At 62.9% G+C, this 19,596-nt stretch carries 20 protein-coding genes; 12 read left to right on the forward strand and 8 right to left on the reverse strand.

Features of this window, described 5'->3' with window-relative positions:
* Window positions 1-2 precede the first annotated feature (2 nt).
* A complete protein-coding gene (locus CPI83_RS27640) occupies window positions 3-929 on the forward strand; it encodes an NAD-dependent epimerase/dehydratase family protein (RefSeq protein WP_020905795.1) in 927 nt (308 codons plus the stop codon).
* Here CPI83_RS27640 and rfbB read toward each other — a convergent pair.
* Window positions 926-1,933 (reverse strand): dTDP-glucose 4,6-dehydratase, encoded by a 1,008-nt coding sequence (gene rfbB / locus CPI83_RS27645; RefSeq protein WP_024488303.1) that lies wholly within the window; start codon window positions 1,931-1,933, stop codon window positions 926-928. The two genes, CPI83_RS27640 and rfbB, sit on opposite strands and share 4 nt — an antisense overlap.
* A 107-nt stretch (window positions 1,934-2,040) precedes the next feature.
* Here rfbB and rfbA point away from each other — a divergent pair, with 107 nt between their 5' ends.
* The 6 genes from rfbA (at window position 2,041) to CPI83_RS27675 (ending at window position 6,882) form a co-directional block, all read left to right on the forward strand.
* Entirely contained in the window at window positions 2,041-2,916 is an 876-nt protein-coding gene (rfbA, locus tag CPI83_RS27650; protein WP_020905793.1) for a glucose-1-phosphate thymidylyltransferase RfbA, read from the forward strand.
* A gap of 1 nt (window position 2,917) precedes the next feature.
* Window positions 2,918-3,529, forward strand: a complete 612-nt coding sequence (gene rfbC, locus CPI83_RS27655) for a dTDP-4-dehydrorhamnose 3,5-epimerase (RefSeq protein ID WP_223257871.1) — start codon at window positions 2,918-2,920, stop codon at window positions 3,527-3,529.
* Window positions 3,529-3,999: a GtrA family protein gene (locus CPI83_RS27660; RefSeq protein ID WP_020905791.1), complete on the forward strand. Its 471-nt coding sequence runs from the start codon at window positions 3,529-3,531 to the stop codon at window positions 3,997-3,999. Before rfbC ends, CPI83_RS27660 begins: the two co-directional genes overlap by 1 nt.
* Window positions 3,996-4,826, forward strand: a complete 831-nt coding sequence (locus CPI83_RS27665; protein ID WP_046377751.1) for a glycosyltransferase — start codon at window positions 3,996-3,998, stop codon at window positions 4,824-4,826. The genes CPI83_RS27660 and CPI83_RS27665 overlap by 4 nt, the downstream gene beginning before the upstream one ends.
* A 69-nt stretch (window positions 4,827-4,895) precedes the next feature.
* Window positions 4,896-5,987, forward strand: coding sequence for a trypsin-like peptidase domain-containing protein (locus tag CPI83_RS27670; RefSeq protein ID WP_097388263.1), 1,092 nt, complete (start codon window positions 4,896-4,898; stop codon window positions 5,985-5,987).
* A gap of 34 nt (window positions 5,988-6,021) precedes the next feature.
* Window positions 6,022-6,882: a hypothetical protein gene (locus tag CPI83_RS27675; RefSeq protein WP_097388027.1), complete on the forward strand. Its 861-nt coding sequence runs from the start codon at window positions 6,022-6,024 to the stop codon at window positions 6,880-6,882.
* Here CPI83_RS27675 and CPI83_RS27680 read toward each other — a convergent pair.
* The 4 genes from CPI83_RS27680 to CPI83_RS27695 are packed head-to-tail and all read right to left on the reverse strand — an operon-like array spanning window position 6,871 to window position 11,427.
* On the reverse strand, window positions 6,871-8,406 hold the full coding sequence (locus tag CPI83_RS27680; RefSeq protein WP_232816818.1) for an AMP-binding protein: 1,536 nt from the start codon (window positions 8,404-8,406) through the stop codon (window positions 6,871-6,873). The genes CPI83_RS27675 and CPI83_RS27680 overlap by 12 nt on opposite strands.
* A gap of 8 nt (window positions 8,407-8,414) precedes the next feature.
* Window positions 8,415-9,653, reverse strand: a complete 1,239-nt coding sequence (locus CPI83_RS27685) for a thiolase family protein (protein ID WP_097388029.1) — start codon at window positions 9,651-9,653, stop codon at window positions 8,415-8,417.
* Window positions 9,650-10,582, reverse strand: a complete 933-nt coding sequence (locus tag CPI83_RS27690) for a fumarylacetoacetate hydrolase family protein (RefSeq protein WP_097388030.1) — start codon at window positions 10,580-10,582, stop codon at window positions 9,650-9,652. Before CPI83_RS27690 ends, CPI83_RS27685 begins: the two co-directional genes overlap by 4 nt.
* 53 nt (window positions 10,583-10,635) lie before the next feature.
* Entirely contained in the window at window positions 10,636-11,427 is a 792-nt protein-coding gene (locus CPI83_RS27695) for a cyclase family protein (RefSeq protein ID WP_097388031.1), read from the reverse strand.
* Between the two features lie 211 nt (window positions 11,428-11,638).
* Between CPI83_RS27695 and CPI83_RS27700 the strand changes: the two genes are divergently transcribed.
* Complete coding sequence (locus tag CPI83_RS27700; RefSeq protein ID WP_139047399.1) at window positions 11,639-12,223, forward strand: TetR/AcrR family transcriptional regulator; 585 nt, start codon at window positions 11,639-11,641, stop codon at window positions 12,221-12,223.
* A gap of 13 nt (window positions 12,224-12,236) precedes the next feature.
* On the opposite strand, the gene CPI83_RS27705 is transcribed toward CPI83_RS27700, so the two are convergent.
* Genes CPI83_RS27705 through CPI83_RS27715 form a run of 3 tightly spaced genes read right to left on the reverse strand, consistent with a single transcriptional unit; the run spans window position 12,237 to window position 14,697 of the window.
* Window positions 12,237-13,220 (reverse strand): alpha/beta hydrolase, encoded by a 984-nt coding sequence (locus CPI83_RS27705; protein WP_097388032.1) that lies wholly within the window; start codon window positions 13,218-13,220, stop codon window positions 12,237-12,239.
* Window positions 13,221-13,239: 19 nt separating this feature from the next.
* Entirely contained in the window at window positions 13,240-14,166 is a 927-nt protein-coding gene (locus CPI83_RS27710; RefSeq protein WP_097388033.1) for a PIN domain-containing protein, read from the reverse strand.
* Window positions 14,167-14,220: 54 nt separating this feature from the next.
* Window positions 14,221-14,697 carry a GtrA family protein gene (locus tag CPI83_RS27715; RefSeq protein ID WP_097388264.1) on the reverse strand — a complete coding sequence of 159 codons (477 nt, stop codon included), beginning with the start codon at window positions 14,695-14,697 and terminating at the stop codon, window positions 14,221-14,223.
* A gap of 63 nt (window positions 14,698-14,760) precedes the next feature.
* Between CPI83_RS27715 and CPI83_RS27720 the strand changes: the two genes are divergently transcribed.
* The 4 genes from CPI83_RS27720 to CPI83_RS27735 all read left to right on the forward strand — a co-directional run bounded on the left by CPI83_RS27720 (window position 14,761) and on the right by CPI83_RS27735 (window position 19,578).
* The gene (locus CPI83_RS27720; protein WP_003943934.1) at window positions 14,761-16,194 is read left to right on the forward strand and encodes an FAD-binding oxidoreductase; all 1,434 of its coding nucleotides are present in this window, start codon (window positions 14,761-14,763) and stop codon (window positions 16,192-16,194) included.
* Window positions 16,191-16,952, forward strand: coding sequence for a decaprenylphospho-beta-D-erythro-pentofuranosid-2-ulose 2-reductase (locus CPI83_RS27725; RefSeq protein ID WP_019746424.1), 762 nt, complete (start codon window positions 16,191-16,193; stop codon window positions 16,950-16,952). Before CPI83_RS27720 ends, CPI83_RS27725 begins: the two co-directional genes overlap by 4 nt.
* Window positions 16,953-17,042: 90 nt before the next feature.
* The gene (locus CPI83_RS27730; protein ID WP_097388265.1) at window positions 17,043-18,896 is read left to right on the forward strand and encodes a galactan 5-O-arabinofuranosyltransferase; all 1,854 of its coding nucleotides are present in this window, start codon (window positions 17,043-17,045) and stop codon (window positions 18,894-18,896) included.
* A 73-nt stretch (window positions 18,897-18,969) separates the two neighbouring features.
* Window positions 18,970-19,578 carry a TetR/AcrR family transcriptional regulator gene (locus tag CPI83_RS27735; protein ID WP_024487671.1) on the forward strand — a complete coding sequence of 203 codons (609 nt, stop codon included), beginning with the start codon at window positions 18,970-18,972 and terminating at the stop codon, window positions 19,576-19,578.
* Window positions 19,579-19,596: the final 18 nt, after the last annotated feature.

Genomic DNA, 19,596 nt, shown 5'->3' on the forward strand with positions numbered 1-19,596 from the left:
CAATGAATGTCCCCACGTGGGTAGTCGGCAGCGGCGGCCTCCTCGGCAGCTCCGTGGCCCGCGAACTCGAGCGCCGTGGGGCCGACATCCGCACCAGCCGCGTCCCGTGGGGCGAACCCGCTCTGGCCAGAGAAATCCTGTTCGCCGATGCCAGGAAACTGGTTACTGACGCCGCCGGCGGCCCGTGGCGAATGGCGTGGTGCGCCGGTGCAGGTGTGAACGGTACGAGCAGTGACGAATTCGCTCGCGAGAACCAACTCATGAAGGACGTTCTCGACGAGCTGGGGACGGCGGACGCAGGCGTCGGGACCGTCTTCCACGCTTCGTCTGCCGGCGGCGTCTACGCCGGAGCTCCCGGAGCACCGCACACCGAAACAAGCGCGACCAATCCACTGGCCGACTACGGGCGAGCAAAGCTCGATGCCGAATCGATTGTTCGCGAATTCGGCTCCAGAAGCGGAACCCGGACTGTCATAGGAAGATTCGCAAATCTCTACGGCCCGGGTCAGAATCTGGCGAAACCCCAAGGCCTGATTTCGCACCTCTGCCGAGGCTATCTGCTGTCGATGCCCATTTCGATCTACGTTCCCATGGACACGCTTCGGGACTACGTTTACGTCTCCGACGCGGCCGAAATGGTGGTCGACAGCTTCACCCGAGCGGAAGCGTCGCAGGAACCGACGGTCACCAAGATCTACGCGTCCGGACGCAGCGTCACCATCGGGGCGATCCTCGGCGCGTGCCACACCGTCTTCAGAAAACGCCCCAACGTTGTGCTCGCCAGTTCTCCACTCGCTTCGGCGCAAGCCCGAGACCTACGGCTGCGATCGATCGTGTGGACTGATCTGGACCAGCGCACACATCGCCCGTTGCCTGCCGGGATAGCGTCGACCCTCGACTCCATCCGCCGCAATCTGGCTGCACGCTAGGAAGTGGTCTTCTCGCCGGCTGCCACGTATGCCTGCTCGGTCGCGTCCTTCTGCGGACGCCACCACTGTTCGTTGTCGCGGTACCAGTCGATCGTCGCTTCCAGACCACTGCGGAAGTCCTCGTAGCGCGGGGACCAGCCAAGTTCTTTCCGGAGCAGACTCGAGTCGATCGCGTACCTCACGTCGTGCCCCGGGCGGTCGGTGACAAAATCGAACTCGTCGGCGCCACGGCCCAATATCTGCAGAATCGACTCCATGACAGTTCGGTTGTTCACCTCACCGTCAGCGCCGATCAAGTAGGTCTGACCGATCCGGCCACCGTCGATGATCGCCCAGACCGCGCTGTTGTGATCGTCGACATGGATCCAGTCACGGACGTTCAAACCGTCGCCGTACAACTTGGGACGCAATCCGGCGAGAACATTGGTGATCTGCCGCGGGATGAACTTCTCGACATGTTGATAAGGGCCGTAATTGTTCGAGCAGTTCGACAGGGTGGCCCGGACGCCGAACGAACGGGTCCACGCGCGCACCAACATGTCGCTCGATGCCTTCGTCGACGAGTAGGGGCTCGACGGGTTGTACGCGGTCGACTCCGTGAAACGGTCCGGATCGCCCAGTTCGAGGTCTCCGTACACCTCGTCGGTGGAAATGTGGTGATACCTGACGTCGTGCTTGCGCACAGCCTGCAGGAGCGTGAAGGTTCCCACGATGTTGGTCTGCACGAACGGCCACGGATCAGCGAGCGAATTGTCGTTGTGGGACTCGGCAGCAAAATGAACGACGACGTCGGCAGCGCCCACCAGTTCGTCGACGAGAACTGCGTCGGTGATGTCGCCGTGAACAAACGTGATGCGGTCGGCTATCGAATCGAGCGAAGACTTGTTGCCCGCGTAGGTCAGCGCATCGAGCACCGTGACCTCGGCGTCGGGGCGCTCTGCCACCGTCTGATGGACGAAATTGGCGCCGATGAAGCCTGCACCGCCAGTCACGAGAACTCTCACGTTTGCGCCTCCACGATCACCGAATCGAACCGATCTATCTACCGGCCACGCACGATACCGTGCGCCCGAGATTTGTTTCTCCAGCGAACACTGGAACACTTCGAGGCATGCGCGGAATCATTCTGGCGGGCGGCACGGGGTCGAGGTTGCACCCCATCACGCTCGGCGTGAGCAAACAGCTGGTCCCCGTCTACGACAAACCGATGATCTATTACCCACTCAGCACCCTGATGCTGGCCGGGATTCGCGACATCATGATCATCACCACAGAAGACGACGCACCGCAGTTCCAGCGGTTGCTCGGCGACGGCTCGCAGTTCGGCGTCGACCTGACCTACCAGATCCAGCACGAGCCGAATGGTCTCGCACAAGCATTCGTACTCGGAGCCGGCCACATCGGTTCGGAATCCGCGGCCCTCGTCCTCGGCGACAACATCTTCTACGGCCCAGGTCTGGGCAGTAAGCTCACGCGTTTCGAGAACATCGACGGTGGCGCCGTATTCGCGTACTGGGTTTCGGACCCCACGGCTTACGGAGTCATCGAGTTCGACCGCGAAGGCAAAGCCGTCTCGCTCGAGGAGAAGCCGGCGAATCCGCGCTCCAACTATTCGGTGCCTGGCCTGTATTTCTACGACAACGACGTTGTCGCCATCGCCAAGGACCTCGAACCATCGGCACGCGGCGAGTACGAGATCACCGACGTCAACCGTGCGTACCTCGAAGCTGGTCGCCTCCAGGTCGAAGTACTTCCTCGCGGCACCGCGTGGCTCGACACCGGAACTTTCGATTCGCTTCTCGACGCATCGAACTACGTGCGCACGATCGAGGAGCGTCAGGGACTCAAGATCGGCGCGCCCGAAGAAGTTGCGTGGCGGCACGGATTCATCACCGACGACGAGCTACGCATTCGTGCTGAGAAGCTCCTCAAATCCGGATACGGAAAATACCTTCTCGAACTTCTCGACCGCGGCAAGGACTGGTGACATGGCAGATACTCACGTGATGAGCCAGTATCGCGAACTGAAAGTGCCAGGGGCCTGGGAATTCACACCCAAACAGTTCGGCGACGACCGTGGAGTCTTCCTCGAGTGGTTCCGTGAACCCGGATTCTCCGAGATCACCGGCCGCACCCTCGACCTTCAGCAGGCCAATTGCTCGGTCTCGGCTGCCGGCGTCCTACGAGGCATCCATTTTGCCGACGTCCCTCCCGGACAGGCCAAGTACGTCACGTGTGTCAAAGGCGCGATACTCGACATCGCCGTCGACCTCCGCGTGGGATCGCCGACCTTCGGCCAGTGGGATTCGGTCCTTCTCGACGACGTCGACCGCCGAGCGATCTTTCTGTCCGAAGGGCTCGGGCACGCCTTCCTGTCCCTCGAGGACAACTCGACAGTGGTTTACCTGTGCTCGACGGGATACGCCCCCGAACGTGAGCACGAAGTTCACCCCCTCGATCCCGACATAGCGATCGACTGGCCCACCGTGGGTCGCAGCGGTGAGCCCCTGAACATCACGCTCTCCGCGAAGGACACAGCGGCGCCGTCGCTTCAAGATGCCGTGTCGGCGGGGCTGCTGCCCACGTTCGGCGAAGGCTGATGGCTTCACCGGATTCGACTGCAACACCCCCCGCTGGAATGACCGGCAGGCCGGGTCCGTTGATGCGCGTCGTCAAGAATCAGGCCCTTGCCTTTCTGCTCGTCGGTGGCGTCAACACGGCGCTCGGAACCGCCTGGTTCATTGCCTGGCAGATCGCGCTCGGCGATCAATTCGGCTACCACTTCGCGATCGTTGCCGGGTACGTCTGCAACCTGCTGTGCGCTTTTGCGATGTACCGCTACCTGGTGTTCGAAGTTCGCGGTCACTTCCTCCGTGACTTCTGGCGATTCGTCGTCGTCAATTTCGGCGCCTTCGTGATCAACCTCGCGCTGATGACCGTCGCGGTCTCGGTCCTGCACTTTCCTCCCATCCCGTCACAACTCGTCATCACTGCGGTAACCGCAACAGCAAGCTTCTTCGGTTACCGCGATTTCTCGTTCAGTCGAAACAAGAGAACAGGCAACTCATGACTCCGCGTGTTTCCGTCGTCGTCCCGGCTTACAACAATGCCGACTACATTGCCGAGACGATCGACTCGATCCTGAATCAGACCTACCAGGACTTCGAACTGATCATCTCGGATCATTCGTCGACCGACGACACCGTCAAGGTCCTGGCGCGATACGCCGACGATCCGCGGATCGAGATCCTGTCGACCGAGGCCGGCGGCGGAGCGAAGCGAAATTGGGACCGGGTCAGCGAAGCCGCGAACGGAGAGCTCCTGAAACTGGTGTGCGGTGACGACACCATCTACCCCGAGTGCCTGGCGGAACAGGTCGCGGCTTTCGACGAGCACCCCTCGGTGGTACTCGTGGCCTCGCAACGCAAACTGGTCGATGCAAACGGAAAGACCATCCTCTCCGCGCGCGGACTTGCAGGGCTGAAGGGACTGGTCACCGGGCGCGACGCGGCCCGAAAGACGGTAACGGCGGGAGCGAACATCTTCGGCGAGCCCGGATGTGTACTCATGAAGCGATCCGCCTTGAAGGCCATCGGATGGTGGGACGACACCAACCCGTACGTCATCGACGAAGCCACGTACACCGCCGTCGCACTCCAAGGCGACGTCTATGCGATCGCCAAGCCCCTCGCGTCCTTCCGCGTCAACGCCGGACAGTGGAGTGTGCGTCTGGCCAAGGATCAGGCACGCCAGGCAGCGGCATTCCACAAAGATCTCCGGGAATCGGATCCGACTCTCGTCTCCGCAATGGACGTCCGAATCGGCGACGCACGCGCACTCGCCACCTCGTTCATGCGTCGCGGCGTCTACATGCTGTTGCGCCATCGCATGTCTTGATCGTTGCCGGTTGGGTAATCTTCACCTTTCACACTCGATGGGATGACGACCGGCGGGACGGACGGCTGGATGACCAAACGTGCGGGCAGACGCGGTCTGTGGACGGCCGCCGTTCTCGCAGCCGGACTCGGCGCCCTCGCACTGGTCGCACCGCCTCTGACGCCTGGCACGATCGAGTCCGCCCCCGTCACCGTCATCACGACCACCCCACCGGCGCCGGTTGTTCCACTCACTCCGGAGGAGCTCTCGGCCCGGGTGGTCCCCACCATCGTCACCATCACGGCGCCGGCCGGATTCACCACCACTGCCGGGACCGGGATCGTGCTCTCCCCTGACGGGGTGGTGCTCACGAATCACCACGTCATCAGCGGGGCCTCGGACGTCACTGCCGTCAGCATGTCCAACGGACTGATCTACGACGCCGAGATCCTCGGGTACGACAGCGTCAGCGACCTTGCCGTCCTTCGACTCGCGGGCGCCACGGATCTGCCGGTGGCTGTGGTCGGCAAATCAGCAGAAGCCACTCGTGGGGATGCCGTCACCGCAATCGGAAATGCGGAAGGCGGCGGAGTACCCGTCCCAGCTCCCGGCGTCATCACCAACCTCGGTGTCACCGTCAACACCCGCAACGTGTCCGACGGATCGCGAAACCAGTTGAAGGGCCTCATCGAGGTCGACGCGGACATCCGGCCAGGCGATTCCGGTGGCCCGCTGGTCAACGCCGTGGGCGAACTGATCGGCGTCAGCAGCGCGGGCAACGCCGTCACCGACCGCACCGAAACCTCGCCGGCGCCTCAGTCCTACGCGATACCGATCGACACGGCACTACCGATCGTCGATCAGGTACTCGGTGGCCGCTCCTCCGAAACCGTGCGCGTGGGACCGACTCCCGTGCTCGGTGTCGCGGTGAAGGACCACGCAGACATGCCGGCCGGCGCCGAAGTTGTTGCCGTGAGCTTCGATTCGCCGGCCGAGCGGGTGGGGCTCACCAAAGGTGCGGTCATCACGGAGTTCGGGGGTAGCCGGATCGCGTCGTCGGCCGATCTCAATGCGGCGATGAGCTCGCACCGCCCCGGCGACACCGTCGCAGTGACGTGGGTGGACGCAACGGGACAACCCGGGACCGGTTCCCTCGTCCTCGACGAGGGGCCACCTCGCTAGTCGGACAATGCGCCAGCCGTGAAAGCATCGTGGCATGACCACGGTTCTCCTGCTCACCTGTGACGGCGCCGCCCGCGAGGCGGATGTCGAAAGCAAACTCGTCATGGAAGCTCTCACCACCTACGGCATTGCGTCGACAATGGCGCCGTGGTCGAGTCCGTCCCTCCACGACATCGACGCCGACCTGGTTCTGATCCGTTCGACCTGGGACTACACCCAGCGCCTCGACGAATTTCTTGCCGTTCTCGCTCAGCTGACCGCCCCGATCGCCAATCCGCTCTCGATCGTGAAGTGGAACGCCCACAAGGGATACCTGACCGAACTTGCCGCGGCCGGCGTCCCCATCGTCCCCACTGCGGTGATCACCCCCGGAAGGAGCGAAACACTCACCCTCCCTTCGTTCGAGAGTGCCGACGTCATCGTCAAGCCTGCGGTGTCAGCCGGCGCTGTCGGAGTGGGAAAGTTTGCCGCGGGGTCCGCGCAGGCCCGCACTCACCTCAGCTCGATCCTCGACGGCGGTAACGACGCATTGGTTCAGCCCTTCATCTCGGACGTCGTCGACGGTGAGCGCTCGATCATCCACCTCGGTGGGCGCTACTCCCATGCCGTCCGGAAGATCCCGGCCACCAACGACTTCCGTGTGCAGGAGTTCCACGGCGGAACCAACCACGTCCACGAACCGTCCACCGCCGAACTCGCGGTGGCCGACGCGGCGCTGGCCGCAGCCCCCTGCGGTCCCGGCGAATTGCTTTATGCGCGTGTGGACGTCGTGGGGCCGGTGGATCAACCACTGCTCATGGAAGTGGAATTGATCGAGCCCGAACTCTTTCTGCCCTTCGCCCCCGGATCTGCCGACGCCCTCGCACGTGCAGTTGTCGCGTCTCTAGGTCTGTGAAGCGCCTCGGAGTGCCTTCTTGTCGACCTTCCCCAAGGCAGTGAGCGGCAACGCTTCCAGAATTGAAATCTCCTTGGGCGCCCAGATCGGGCCCTTGTGTGATCTCACGTGTGCGATGAGTTGCTCGGGCGTGACCGACCATCCCGTCTTCAGTACGACTGCCGCGGTAACCGCTTCTCCCCATTGAGGATCGGGGACACCGAATACTGCACAGGCGGCCACTGCGGGATGACGTCCGAGTGAGTCCTCGACTTCGCGCGGGTAGACGTTGAATCCACCGCTGATGATCGTGTCCTTGATGCGGTCGACGATCGAGATGAGCCCAGTTTCGTCGATCCGAGCAACGTCGCCGGTGTGCAACCACCCATTCGCGAGCGCTGCAGCGGTGTGTTCAGGTTTGTTCCAATAGCCGTCCATCACGAGCGGACCTCGCACACAAAGCTCGCCGGGTACGCCCGTCGCGGTCTCGTTTCCCTGCTCGTCGAACAACACCACTTCGACACCTGGCATTGCGCGCCCACAACTCTCCAGAACTGCGGGATCGTCCGTGTGCTCACGTGTATCGAGCACCGTCAACGCATTCGGGGCTTCGGCCTGACCGTAGTGCTGGCTCAGGATCGGCCCGAACACCGCCCCTGCCTGCGCGAGCCTGGTGGGGTCGATGGGTGCAGCACCGTAAAGCATCCAGTTCAGCCCGGACAGATTCGCATTCGACAGACGTGGATGGTCGAGCAAGGCGTAGAGCATCGTAGGAACGACGAATGTAGCTGTGACTCCGTCATTTTCGATTGCGTCGACAACCCTGTCCGGGTCGAACGACCTGTGCAACTCGAAGCTTGCACCTCGCTGCAGACCGGGTGCGACGAGCAGACCGGCAGCATGAGACATCGGCGTGGTGAGCAGCATGGTGGTATCAGCCGGCCACTCCCACGTGGTGCAGGCCCAGGCATTGGCGACCAAAGATCGGTCCCTGAGCATGACGCCCTTCGGCTCACCGGTAGTTCCACCGGTGTAGAAGAGATACAAAGCTCGACCCTGACCGCCGAAGCCTGAACCTGTTCCCGCCGTAGCCAATTCACACGCTGATTCGAGGGCTGACAGTGACATCACTCGAGTCTGCGCCGCTTCGGCGCGCGCCTGGAACTGTCCGTCGGCAACCAACAGGAGATCGGTACCACTGTCTTTCAGCACCATCCTGTCGTTCTCTTCGGTCGCGAGCGGATGGAGGGCCGTGTAGCGCACGCCTGCCAGACACGCCGCGGCCATGACCGTGAATGCTTCAGGACACGGACCCGCAAGCAGGGCTACCCCGCCTCCGTCCGGCAGAGCGAGGCTACTGAGGACACCTGCAATCCGCTCTATCTGTTCAGCGGTCTGCCGATACGTCAGCTCGGCCCGATCACCGTTCCGATCCGTGAATCGAAACGCGATGTGGTCTGGTCGGCGTCGCAGCGCCGACAGAATCAGATCCGCATATCCCGCTTGCTCGTGCAAGCCTGGCGCCGTCGGTTCATCGTTCATCATGTCCGCGTTCATCGTGGCCCTCCCAAGATCGTGACCGCGGCGACGGCTTCCTCGATGCCGTAGAGACCTCCGCCGTTCTCTGCGACCGCGATTCGAGCCCCGGGAACCTGTCGCCGCGCTGCTTGTCCACGCAACTGCGTGACAAGTTCGAAGACCTGCGCTAGTCCCGTTGCCGAGACCGGATGACCACGGGATTCGAGCCCACCTGACGGATTGACCGGACGCACGCCTCCCAATGAACTCGCACCGGACGCCGACCATGCGCCGCCCTCACCGATCGGGCAGAACCCCAAATTCTCGACCTGCTGTACTTCACCGAAGGCCGTGGCGTCGTGGACCTCTGCCACATCCACATCGCCTGGCCCGACTCCGGCTTCCTCGTATGCGCTCATTGCCGCTCGGCGACCGATGTGACTCTCCACGTCATCTGCGGCCCGATCCGTGCCTGACACCAAGCTGCAACCGAGTACCCGCGCCGCCCGCCGAGAGGAATCGTGCCTTCGCGCAAAGTCTGCAGTGGTCACAACGACCGCCGCTGCACCGTCACTGACGGGCGAGCACATCGGAACGGTCAGAGGCCACGCGACTCGCCTCGCGGCAAGCACCTCGTCGACAGTGAAGGGTTTGCGAAAGTGCGACCGCGGATTGTGCACGGAATGCGCATGATTTTTGGCTGCTACGGACGCGAGTTCGAACTCGGTCGTTCCGAATCTCTCCATGTGCGCCCGGGCAAGAGAAGCGTAGATCTCCATGAACACCGAACGCTCACCCTGCGATCCGAGTTCACCCGGCACCGGAGCGGACAGCGAAGCAAGGCCGGCGAGCGTATCGTCGCGATGCGCAACGTCGAGCGCACCGTCGAACACCTCCAGACTTCGAGCCGGATCCGAGCACACCAGCTTGTCCACCCCGACCGCCAATGCGACCTCGGACAGACCGGCGCGAACGTGGGCGATCGCCAGCCAGAGTGCCGTTGCCCCGCCGGCGCAGGCATTTTCGACATTGACGACCGGGACTCCACCGAAACCGTAAGGCCTCAAGGCAATCTGGCCTGGGATCATGTGCTGCCGGTCGATCGCCTTCTGACTGACGGTCGCGTAGAAGACTGCACCGACGTCACCGCGGGTCAGGCCCGCGTCTTCGACGGCATCGATCGCCGCACGCCCCGCCAATTCCGAGGCCGAGGTATCCGCGTGCCGCCCGAAGGGAGTCGCGCCGACACCGAGAACCATGACTTCGCCGCTCACGCCACCACTCGATTCCTCAATACACCGAGGCCGGCGACCTCGAGTTCGACTACGTCTCCCGGTTCGAGGAACCGCCCGTGTTCCAAGCCGCATCCACTCGGCACGGTGCCGGAACAGAAGACTTCACCCGGGTACAGCCGCGTGGAAGTCGAGGCGAACGAAATCACGTCCTCGAAACGATGGTCCATGTCGGCGCTGGTTCCTCGGCTCACCTCGTCTCCGTTGATTCTCGCGGTCATCTCGAGTTGGTAGGGGTCACCGACTTCGTCGGCCGTCACGATCCAGGGGCCGAGGACATTCGCGTTCGAAAAGTCCTTGCTCTTACTGAGACCGAGTCCGGTGGAGATCTCCTCGAGCTGAGTATCGCGGGCGCTGAAATCGTTGAAGATGGTGTAACCGAAGATATGCGCAGAGGCATCCGCGCGTGAGATGTCGGTTCCACCGCGCCCCAGCACACAGGCGAATTCGAGTTCGTAATCGCGCAGGCTCGAGTACTCGGGCCACACGACGTCAGATTCGTGTCCGGTCACCGCCAATCGGTTCGCTATGTAATACAGCGGGCGCTCCAACTGGATCTTCGGCAGTTCGACGTCCTCGAGTGCGACCCCTTGAATTCGGGCGCGAGCGTTGCGGAAGTGATCCATGAAGCAGCCGAAGTCTCGGATCTGGACCGGCTGAGGAAGCGGCGACATCCAGCGCACATCACCCGCGTCGACGATTGCACTTGCCGGCTGCTCGTCTGCAAGCCGATCCAGGATCTCCCGTGCCGCCGGACCACCTTCGATGATGGTTTGCATGGTTTCCAGTTCTGGAGCCGGTTTTCCCGTCACATCATGATGAGCTCGCTCGAGTAACAACAGTTGCTCGCCGCTGCCCGTCACCAGAGCCGTCTGCTGGGTCTTTTCGTATTCGACGGTCGCAAGTTTCACTGTGAATCAATACCTTTCACTGAATTGTTCGTTAGTTGAGGCGGGAATTCTGCTCAGACGAACGCGACCACACGAGCCGGGGCAGCGCTGGCTCGCGCAAGCTTGATCGGGAAGAACGCCACGTGAAATCCCGAGGGCGGAAGCGCGGCGAGGTTCGACAACTGCTGAACGATGAATACTTCACGTTCGCGTCCGGCCCGGTGCCCGTCCCAGAGAACCGAGTTGTCGCCGGTGTCACGAAATTTCTGCGCCATGACTGCAAAGCTCAAGTCCCAGCCGGCAGCGTCGGTGCCCAGCACCTTCGCGCCTTGCTCGGCGAGAAACAGCGTGCCTTCGCGACTCATCCCTGGATACTGAAAGAACCCTGGATCGGCCAAGGTGAAGCTCTCTTGTCCGGTACGGAGCAACACGGCACCACCCTGGGAAACGGACGCACCGTTTTCCGCCAGGGCAGCTTTCAGCGCGTCCACCGAGATCGGCTGATTCGCCTCGCACCGGCCGCGCAGGTCGAGCACCACTGTCTCGCAGAATAATTCATCCAACGCGATGTCTGTGATCGTGCGAGAAGGCTTACCCTCTGAGGTTGATCCGTAGTGCAACGGCGCGTCGACGTGTGTGCCCAGATGGCTGTTGAACTCACTCAACATCTCCGATCCCCACCCCTCACCGTCCGGAAGATCATGAACTCCGCACTGCAGTGCTGCCGCGAACTCGTCGCGTCCGGCACCTGCGGGGTGCGAGTAGGCCACCGAGGGGGCAACGACGGAAGCCAGTGCCTTCAAACCCTCGGGGAGCAGTTCCCGATCGGCCGGATCGAGAGTTCTAGTCAGATCGATGAGTTCCATGTCCGCCCATTTCCGTTAAGTTATTGGACGCTCAGCATAGAACTGGACGATCAACATAGGCAAGAGGGTGTCGCGAGAGGAATACGGCCGTCCGATGACCGGCCTCGTAGCATGAGTGCCGGTGCGCAGGTCTCGGCCCCGACGGGCACGTCGACGTCACCGCGTGCCGGAATTGGCTGCACTCGAGAACGAAAGAAGGCAGGAACACCGAATGGCGTCGACACGCAAGCAGGAGATTTCCGAGGAAACCAGACGGCGACTGGTGAAGGCCGCGGCCGAACTGGCTGCGGAAGGCGGGTCGGCCGCCATGTCCGTACAAGCCGTGGCGGAAAGATCCGGCATCAGCCGAGGGTCTGTGGCCTGGCACTTCGGATCGAAAGACGGGCTTCTACGAGCCGTCGTCGAAGACGCATTCCGGTGGGGCATGGAGAAGTTGCGCGCAGAGTTGGCATCATCCTCGGCGACCGGAATCGAAGCATTGATCGAAGCCAACTTCGTGTTGATGTCGTACCCCGAGGCACGAATTTTCTCGACCATCCTGATCGAAGCCGTGATTCCCGGGTCCACCATCCGCGAGACCTACGCAGAGCAGTACGTCGCAATGCGAACGCTGTACGCGGACTACCTGCGTTCGATCGACACACCGGTCGCCAATCCGGAGTTGGTTGCCGTCACCCTTCTGGCCGGCACTCTCGGAATCAACCTCCAACACCGCCTCGATCCCGACAACGTCGATCGACGTTCAGCGGTAACCGAACTCGAATCGATCTATGCCCGAGCACACGATAATCCATAGGTGGAACGGAAGTTCAACTTCCCGAACAACTTTCGCCCGCGGCCTGGGGTGGGACCGCATCGAGCCTGGTGCGAATGAACCTGGCAACGTCGCGTAACGCAGCCCGGCTCTCCGGCAAGCCAGGCCACACGGCGGGAAACGCGTGAACCTGACCGTTCCAGATCTGCAGCGAGCACGGCACCCCCGCGGCGGCGAGCCGCTGCGCCATCACCTCCGAATCAACTCTGAGAACCTCGGATTCGGCGGCGATCAGCAACGACGGCGGCAAAGCTGCAAGATCGCCGTCGACGGGCGAGTTCGTCTGTCCGCCAAGCTTTCCGATCGCTATCAATGCCGACACCGGGGCGATCACGTCGCGTCGAGCGTTGGCATGGACCGATTTGGTGGTGCAATCGAGATCGAGGAGCGGTGAGAGGCCGACAAGACCGGCCGGAACCTCGAGCCCCACGGAAACTGCTGCAAGCGCCGTCGCGAAGACCAGGAAACCTCCGGCCGAATCACCAACGAAGACAACCTTTTCCGGCAAGGCTCCCTGTTCGAGGAGCCACCGGTACGCATCCAGACAGTCGTCGACGGACCCGCTGATGCTCGTGCTCGGCAACTGCCGATACGCGATGTGCAGGACCGGAAGGCCGGTTCGCTTGGCGATGCTGGCAACGACCGGCCGATGCGTGTTGAGCCCGCAGCACATGAACCCGCCGCCGTGCAGGTAGAGAACTACACCCTCGCGCAGATCAGCCGTCGATCCTGCCGTGCGCACGAGTTCGCCGTCGAAATCTGGAAAACGCATCGCTTCCCGATCGATCCCGGACGGAATGCGTACACCCGCGGCCGAGTCCAGAACTGCGGCGCGGCGCATTGCGCCAGGCGTCAGCGGCGCGATCCCGACCACGGGCCGAAGCATCCATCGACACGCGTTGTAGAGGACCTGCGATTCGATACTCGGCCTGCCGTATCGAGTTCCGGTCCTACGACTGACTGTCGGCAACAGAGACATCTGTCCAGATTAGAAGCGATCAGGCACCGAAGAGGTCGACTTCGTCGAGATCGTCGACGATCGTGACCTTTCGTTTCCGCCCGCCGATGACCTTGCCCAGACCACGCAGTCCACCGGACTGAGCTTTCGGGGCGGGCTCGATGCGCTGCGGCGCAACTCTCGTCCGCGCTGCACGCTGTACGGGCTTGGGCGCGGGAGGTGATGCCGGTGCCTCCGGAACGACGGGCGCCGCCGGAACCTCGGGTTCGGGAATCTCTGTTGGAACGACCGCTTCCGGCTCCACGAAGCCCTGAGCAACCGGGGCCTCGGGCGCGACCTCAGCGACCTCAGTCACCTGCTCCACCTGCACCGGTCCGTCGATCACCGGGATGTCCGACGCCCAGCGGACCCGATACTCGAGGCCGCGCGATGCCAGTTCACGCGCGAGATCCGCGTGCCAGACCCCGTCTTCGCCTTCGCCGTATGCCCGTGCGTCGGAACTGACCCAGATGACGTCGACCTCCGGGTTGCGGTCGGCGAGATCGAGCACGGTCAGCCAGTTCAGCGTCGCCGGGTAGCCGTCTCGCTTCTTCTTGTCGGTATAGGGCCGACGCAGCGAGATCGCCCTCTCGGCCACCTCGAGATGCGACACGTCGACTGGATCGACCACTTCGACGCCGATCGCCACGAGGTCTTCGATCACGTCGTCGACATAGCCGTCGGCCTTGTCGTGAGCTGCGTCGACGAATCTGGTGAGGTCGCGCCGCAATCCCAGTCGGTCGTACATGCGCGCCTGGACGCTCAGGGCCGCGATCATCTCCGCCGATTCCTCGCGATAGCGACTCGCAACTTCGAGAACGACCAATCGCGGCACGACGACGCGGTGTCCGAGTGCGCGAGCGTCGGCGATGGCGGCGTCGAACCGTGCACCCCTGGTCAGGGCCGAAGAATCGAGAACGATGATCATGGGGTCGATTCTCTCTCGAGAAACCGGACGAATGCGCTAATCCACCCCGAACCGTTACTTGATCTTGAAGATCACTGCCCGCTGAACGATGAAGTTGATAACCGTCGCGGTGCCCTGCGCGATGACGAAGGCCAGCGGCATGCGCCACCACTCGTCGGCGAGCACATGCACCATCAGCGCGTTGAGCCCGACCTGAACCGCAAAAGTGACCGCGTACAGCATGACAACAGCGATGAAGCGGGCGCGAGAAGGCTCGGCCTTGAACGTCCACCGCCGGTTGATCAGATACGCCGTCGTAGTGCCGGCGATAAAGCTGATCGACTTGGCCACGCTCAGATCGAGGCCGACGACCTTGAACAGGAATGCGTACAGCCCGTAGTCCACGACCGCCGACAGCCCACCCGTCGCGACGAACCGGACGATCTGCGTTTTCAGGTCCAACGCGTCGTCGGCGATGTCCGTCGTGACAGGAATCTCGACGGGCAGCGGGACGTGGGGTTCGTGCTGGTGACTTGCAGGTGTTTCGGGCACGACGACGAGAGTAACCACTCGAGTCGGAGCCGTCGGCACTACTCCCAGGTAACCTCTACCTTGATGTCCACGACAGCAGAAGAGACGCCGCAGCCGGCTCTCCACACCCAAGCCCGCACCCTCACCGGTTGGGGACGCACCGCCGCCACCACCGCACAGGTGCTGTCCACCCCCGACGTGGAAGTGATCGCCAACGCGGTCGCCCAGGTTGCGGAACAGAACGATTCCAAGCCATCGCATCTGCGACGCGGTGTCATCGCGCGCGGCCTCGGCCGCTCGTACGGCGACCCGGCGCAGAATGCCGGTGGGCTGGTCATCGACATGAATGCACTCAGCCGCATTCATCGCATCGATCGCGACACCGCCCTGGTGGACGTCGACGCCGGTGTGAATCTGGATCAGCTGATGAAGGCTGCTCTGCCGTTCGGCCTGTGGGTTCCGGTCCTGCCGGGTACTCGCCAGGTCACGATCGGCGGCGCCATCGGCTCGGACATCCACGGCAAGAACCACCACAGCGCAGGTAGCTTCGGCAACCACGTCGTGTCGTTGGATCTACTGACGGCCGACGGCAAGGTTCGCACGCTCACCCCCAAGGGCGGGCGTAACGACCCGAAGGCCGCACTGTTCTGGGCCACGATCGGCGGCATGGGCCTGACGGGCATCATCTTGCGGGCAACCATCAAGATGACACCGACCGAGACGGCGTACTTCATCGCCGACGGCGACGTCACCAACAGCCTCGACGAGACCATCGCGCTGCACAGCGACGGCAGCGAGGCCAACTACGAGTACTCGAGCGCCTGGTTCGACGCGATTTCCGCGCCCCCGAAGCTCGGCCGTGCGGCAGTCTCGCGCGGATCTCTGGCGAAGCTCGACCAGCTTCCGGCCAAGCTGCAGAAGAACCCGCTCGCCTTCGATGCGCCGCAGTTGCTGACGTTCCCCGACGTCTTCCCCAACGGGCTGGCCAACAAGTTCAACTTCACCGCGATCGGTGAGGTCTGGTTCCGCAAGTCCGGCAAGTACCGCGGCAAGGTCCAAAATCTGACGCAGTTCTACCACCCGCTCGACATGTTCGGTGAGTGGAACCGGGCGTACGGATCCAACGGATTCCTGCAGTACCAGTTCGTGGTTCCGCCGGAGGCCGTCGACGAATTCAAGAAGATCATCGTCGACATCCAGCGCAGCGGGCACTACTCGTTCCTCAACGTGTTCAAGCTGTTCGGCGAGGGCAACCAGGCGCCGCTGAGCTTCCCGATCCCGGGCTGGAACATCTGCGTCGACTTCCGCATCAAGCCGGGCCTGAACGAGTTCGTCACCGAACTCGACAAGCGTGTCCTCGAATTCGGTGGGCGCCTGTACACGGCCAAGGATTCGCGGACGTCCGCGGAAACCTTCCACGCCATGTACCCGCGCATCGACGAGTGGATCGCGACGCGCCGCAAGTACGACCCCACAGGCGTTTTCGCCTCCGATATGTCCAGAAGGCTGGAACTGTGATCAACGCTGTAGGTAACCCGCAAACCGTTTTGCTTCTCGGTGGAACCTCCGAGATCGGCCTCGCCATCTGTGAGGAATACCTGAAGAAGGCGCCGCTCCGCGTCATTCTTGCGGCACTTCCCGGCGATCCGGGACGCGAAGCTGCGGTCAAGCAGCTCGAAGCGAAGGGTGCCACCTCGGTGGAGCTCATCGACTTCGACGCCGTTGATTTCGAATCGCACCCGAAGGTGATCGACCAGGCGTTCTCGAACGGGGACGTCGACGTCGCGATCGTCGCCTTCGCATTGGACGGTGACTCCGAAGAGCTGTGGCAGAACCAGCGCAAGGCGGTTCTGGTCGCAAACGTGAACTACACAGCGTCCGTCTCGGTCGGTGTTCTTCTCGGCGAGAAGATGAAGGCTCAGGGCTTCGGCAAGATCATCGCGATGTCGTCGGTTGCCGGCGAGCGCGTCAAGCGTGCCAACTTCGTCTACGGCTCCACCAAGGCAGGCCTCGACGGTTTCTACCTCGGACTCGGCGAGGCTCTCGCGGAATTCGGACCGCAGGTCACCGTCGTTCGCCCCGGCATGGTGCGCACGCAGTTCAGTGCCCACGTCAAGGAAGCTCCGCTGACGGTCAACAAGGACATCGTCGCGAAGCTCGCTGTTGCCGCCTCGGACAAGGGCAAGGAAATCGTCTGGACTCCCGGCCCGTGGCGTTTCGTCATGATGGGTCTGCGCCACGTGCCGCGCCCGATCTTCCGGAAGTTGCCGGTTTAAGCTCCTCCCGTGCCAGAAACAACAACTGCTCCGAGTACAGACCTTTCGACCCCGTCGCCGTGGCGTAATGCCGCGGCGACGGTGGTGGAAATGGTCCTCGGAGCGCTGGTCGCCGCTGTTGTAGCCGCTGTCGGGCTCTTTGCTTTCGGCCGAGTGCAGTGGCCGGCGTTCACGTCTTCCAACGTCACGCAGGCCGTCACGACGGTGCTGCAGGTGCTCTGCATCGCAGTGGTCGGTGTTGCGGTTCTGATGTTCCGCGCCCGCAAGGCCGAGCGGGTCGCAAAACTCCTCTCGTGGGCCGGGCTCTCCGGTTTCGTCACCACGACGCTCGGACTTCCCCTGGCCGCGACGAGTCTGTATCTGCACGGCGTCTCGGTCGATCAGCAGTTCCGGACCGAGTACCTGACCCGGCTGACGGATTCGGCTGCGCTGCAGGACATGACGTACGTGGATCTGCCGCCGTTCTACCCGGCCGGCTGGTTCTGGATCGGTGGACGCGTCGCGAACCTGCTGGGCATGGACGGTTGGGAAGCCTTCAAGCCCTACGCGATCGGCTCGCTGGCCGTCGTCGCCGTCGTTGCACTCGTGTTGTGGACCAAGCTGATTCGACGCGATTGGGCCGTCGTTGCAGCGTTGGCCGTCACTGCCGTCGTGTTGGCGTACAACTCCCCCGAGGCGTACGGCGCCGTCATCAACCTCCTGATCCCGCCGGTGCTGATCCTGGCGTGGGGGGCTCTCGATCGCCCGGGTGCCTCTCGATTTGCCGGAGCCGGCGCAATTCTCGGGACGGGCCTGTTCCTCGGTTTCGCCGCAACCGTCTACACGCTGTACCTCGGATTCGCCGCATTCGCCGTGACTCTGATGGCCGTCGTTGCCGCAGTACTTGCCGCCCGCGCCCAGAACACATGGAAAGCCGCGCTGGGCCCCCTCGTCAGGCTCGCTGTCATCGCCGTGATCTCCGGACTGGTCGCTCTGACGGTCTGGGCGCCCTACCTGTTGAAGGCACTCTCGGGTGCCACTGCAGAATCCGGCACGGCAATGCACTACCTCCCCGATTCCGGTGCGGTACTGCCCTTCCCGATGCTGAGCTTCACCCTCGTCGGCGGACTGTGCCTACTCGGCACGGTCTGGCTGATTTCTCGTTTCCTCTTCTCCCGCCGCGCCCGGGCACTCGGTATCGGTGTCATTGCCGTGTATCTGTGGGCACTGCTGTCCATGACGTTCACCGTCGCCGGCAGTACGCTCCTCGGCTTCCGACTGGAGCCGGTCCTGATCGGACTCCTTGCGGCCGCCGGCGTGTTCGGATTCTTCGAGTTCGCCGGTTGGATCGTCCTGGCCACCAGCGAAAATCCCCGCGTCAAAGCGGTACTGGTTGCACTCGGTGTCATCGGAGCCATCGCCTTCGCGCAGAACATCCCGCAGGTGCTGGCGCCGGATATCGCTGTGGCATACAGCGATACCGACGGCAACGGCGAGCGCGGGGACAAGCGACCTCCAGGGGCCGAAGCCAATTACGCGGACATCGACCGGATCATCCGCGAACAGTTGGGACGTGAACCCCATGACACGGTGGTACTCACCGCCGACATCGGCTTCCTGAGCTTCTACCCGTACTTCGGTTTCCAAGGTCTGACGTCGCACTACGCAAACCCCCTCGCCGATTTCCGTGCCCGCGCCGCACTGATCGAGCAGTGGTCGGAACTGAAGACCCCTGACGAACTGATAGCTGCGCTGGACGCGTCGCCGTGGCGCAGTCCCGACGCCTTCGTCTTCCGCCAGGGCGCCGACGGGTACACACTGCGGTTGGCCGAGGATGTCTACCCCAACGACCCGAACGTCCGCCGCTACACGGTCACGTTCCCCAAGGAACTGTTCGACGATCCTCGTTTCACAGTCACCGAGCAGGGCCCGTTTGTGGTCGTTACCCGCTCTGACGCGATCTAACCAGGAGATACGTCACAAAAGGCTTACCGTCGGGGTCGTTGACGCGACCCCGACGCACCCCTAACTTCATACCGTGACCCGAACCGATGCCCGAGCGGCAATGATCGATGCAGCCGAGCGTCTGGTTGCCGAACGAGGTCTGGCCGCTCTGACGCTTCGTGATGTTCAGACCGAAGCCGGACAGGCCAACAAATCGGCTGCGCAGTATCACTTCGGTTCACGTGAAGGTTTGCTGGCGGCCGTCGTCGAGTCCAGAATGCGACCTGCCGGTGAGCGTCGACGCGAGTTGCTCGACACGATCGATCTCGACGCGAATCCACCGACGATGCGTGCCCTCGTCGAGGCTCTCGTCCTGCCGTTGGCGGAACAGACCATCTACCGCGAGGGCACGTTGTACGCACGGTTCCTGGTGCAGTCGATCTTCGACCCCGCCATGTCGTCGACCATCCGTGATCACATGCAGGCCGAGAGTTTCCGCGAAGTTCAGCGGCGGATAGTCACTGCGTCCTCGTTGCCGGCAGAGATCGCCGAACTTCGGGCGGCAACTCTGACCGTGCTCGCCGTCGTCACTTTTGCCACGTGGGAGGGTCGCGTCGACAGCCGAGAACGTGCTCACGTGATTGTTGCCGACCTGATCGAAAGTTGCCTCGGAGCACTCTCGGCCCCGGCTGCGCAAATCTGACACGCTGTCCGGCGAGTT

This window comes from Rhodococcus sp. H-CA8f (genome assembly GCF_002501585.1).
Lineage (GTDB): Bacteria > Actinomycetota > Actinomycetes > Mycobacteriales > Mycobacteriaceae > Rhodococcus_F > Rhodococcus_F erythropolis.

Bases quoted from the DNA above. Each gene is read 5' to 3' on its own strand.
- CPI83_RS27670 (WP_097388263.1), top strand. From the start codon at position 4,896: ATGACCAAACGTGCGGGCAGACGCGGTCTGTGGACGGCCGCCGTTCTC.
- CPI83_RS27675 (WP_097388027.1), top strand. From the start codon at position 6,022: ATGACCACGGTTCTCCTGCTCACCTGTGACGGCGCCGCCCGCGAGGCG.
- CPI83_RS27660 (WP_020905791.1), top strand. From the start codon at position 3,529: ATGGCTTCACCGGATTCGACTGCAACACCCCCCGCTGGAATGACCGGC.
- CPI83_RS27695 (WP_097388031.1), bottom strand. From the start codon at position 11,427: ATGGAACTCATCGATCTGACTAGAACTCTCGATCCGGCCGATCGGGAA.
- rfbA (WP_020905793.1), top strand. From the start codon at position 2,041: ATGCGCGGAATCATTCTGGCGGGCGGCACGGGGTCGAGGTTGCACCCC.
- CPI83_RS27730 (WP_097388265.1), top strand. From the start codon at position 17,043: ATGGTCCTCGGAGCGCTGGTCGCCGCTGTTGTAGCCGCTGTCGGGCTC.
- CPI83_RS27705 (WP_097388032.1), bottom strand. From the start codon at position 13,220: ATGTCTCTGTTGCCGACAGTCAGTCGTAGGACCGGAACTCGATACGGC.
- CPI83_RS27640 (WP_020905795.1), top strand. From the start codon at position 3: ATGAATGTCCCCACGTGGGTAGTCGGCAGCGGCGGCCTCCTCGGCAGC.
- CPI83_RS27710 (WP_097388033.1), bottom strand. From the start codon at position 14,166: ATGATCATCGTTCTCGATTCTTCGGCCCTGACCAGGGGTGCACGGTTC.
- CPI83_RS27680 (WP_232816818.1), bottom strand. From the start codon at position 8,406: ATGATGAACGATGAACCGACGGCGCCAGGCTTGCACGAGCAAGCGGGA.
- rfbC (WP_223257871.1), top strand. From the start codon at position 2,918: ATGGCAGATACTCACGTGATGAGCCAGTATCGCGAACTGAAAGTGCCA.
- CPI83_RS27700 (WP_139047399.1), top strand. From the start codon at position 11,639: ATGGCGTCGACACGCAAGCAGGAGATTTCCGAGGAAACCAGACGGCGA.
- CPI83_RS27720 (WP_003943934.1), top strand. From the start codon at position 14,761: ATGTCCACGACAGCAGAAGAGACGCCGCAGCCGGCTCTCCACACCCAA.
- CPI83_RS27665 (WP_046377751.1), top strand. From the start codon at position 3,996: ATGACTCCGCGTGTTTCCGTCGTCGTCCCGGCTTACAACAATGCCGAC.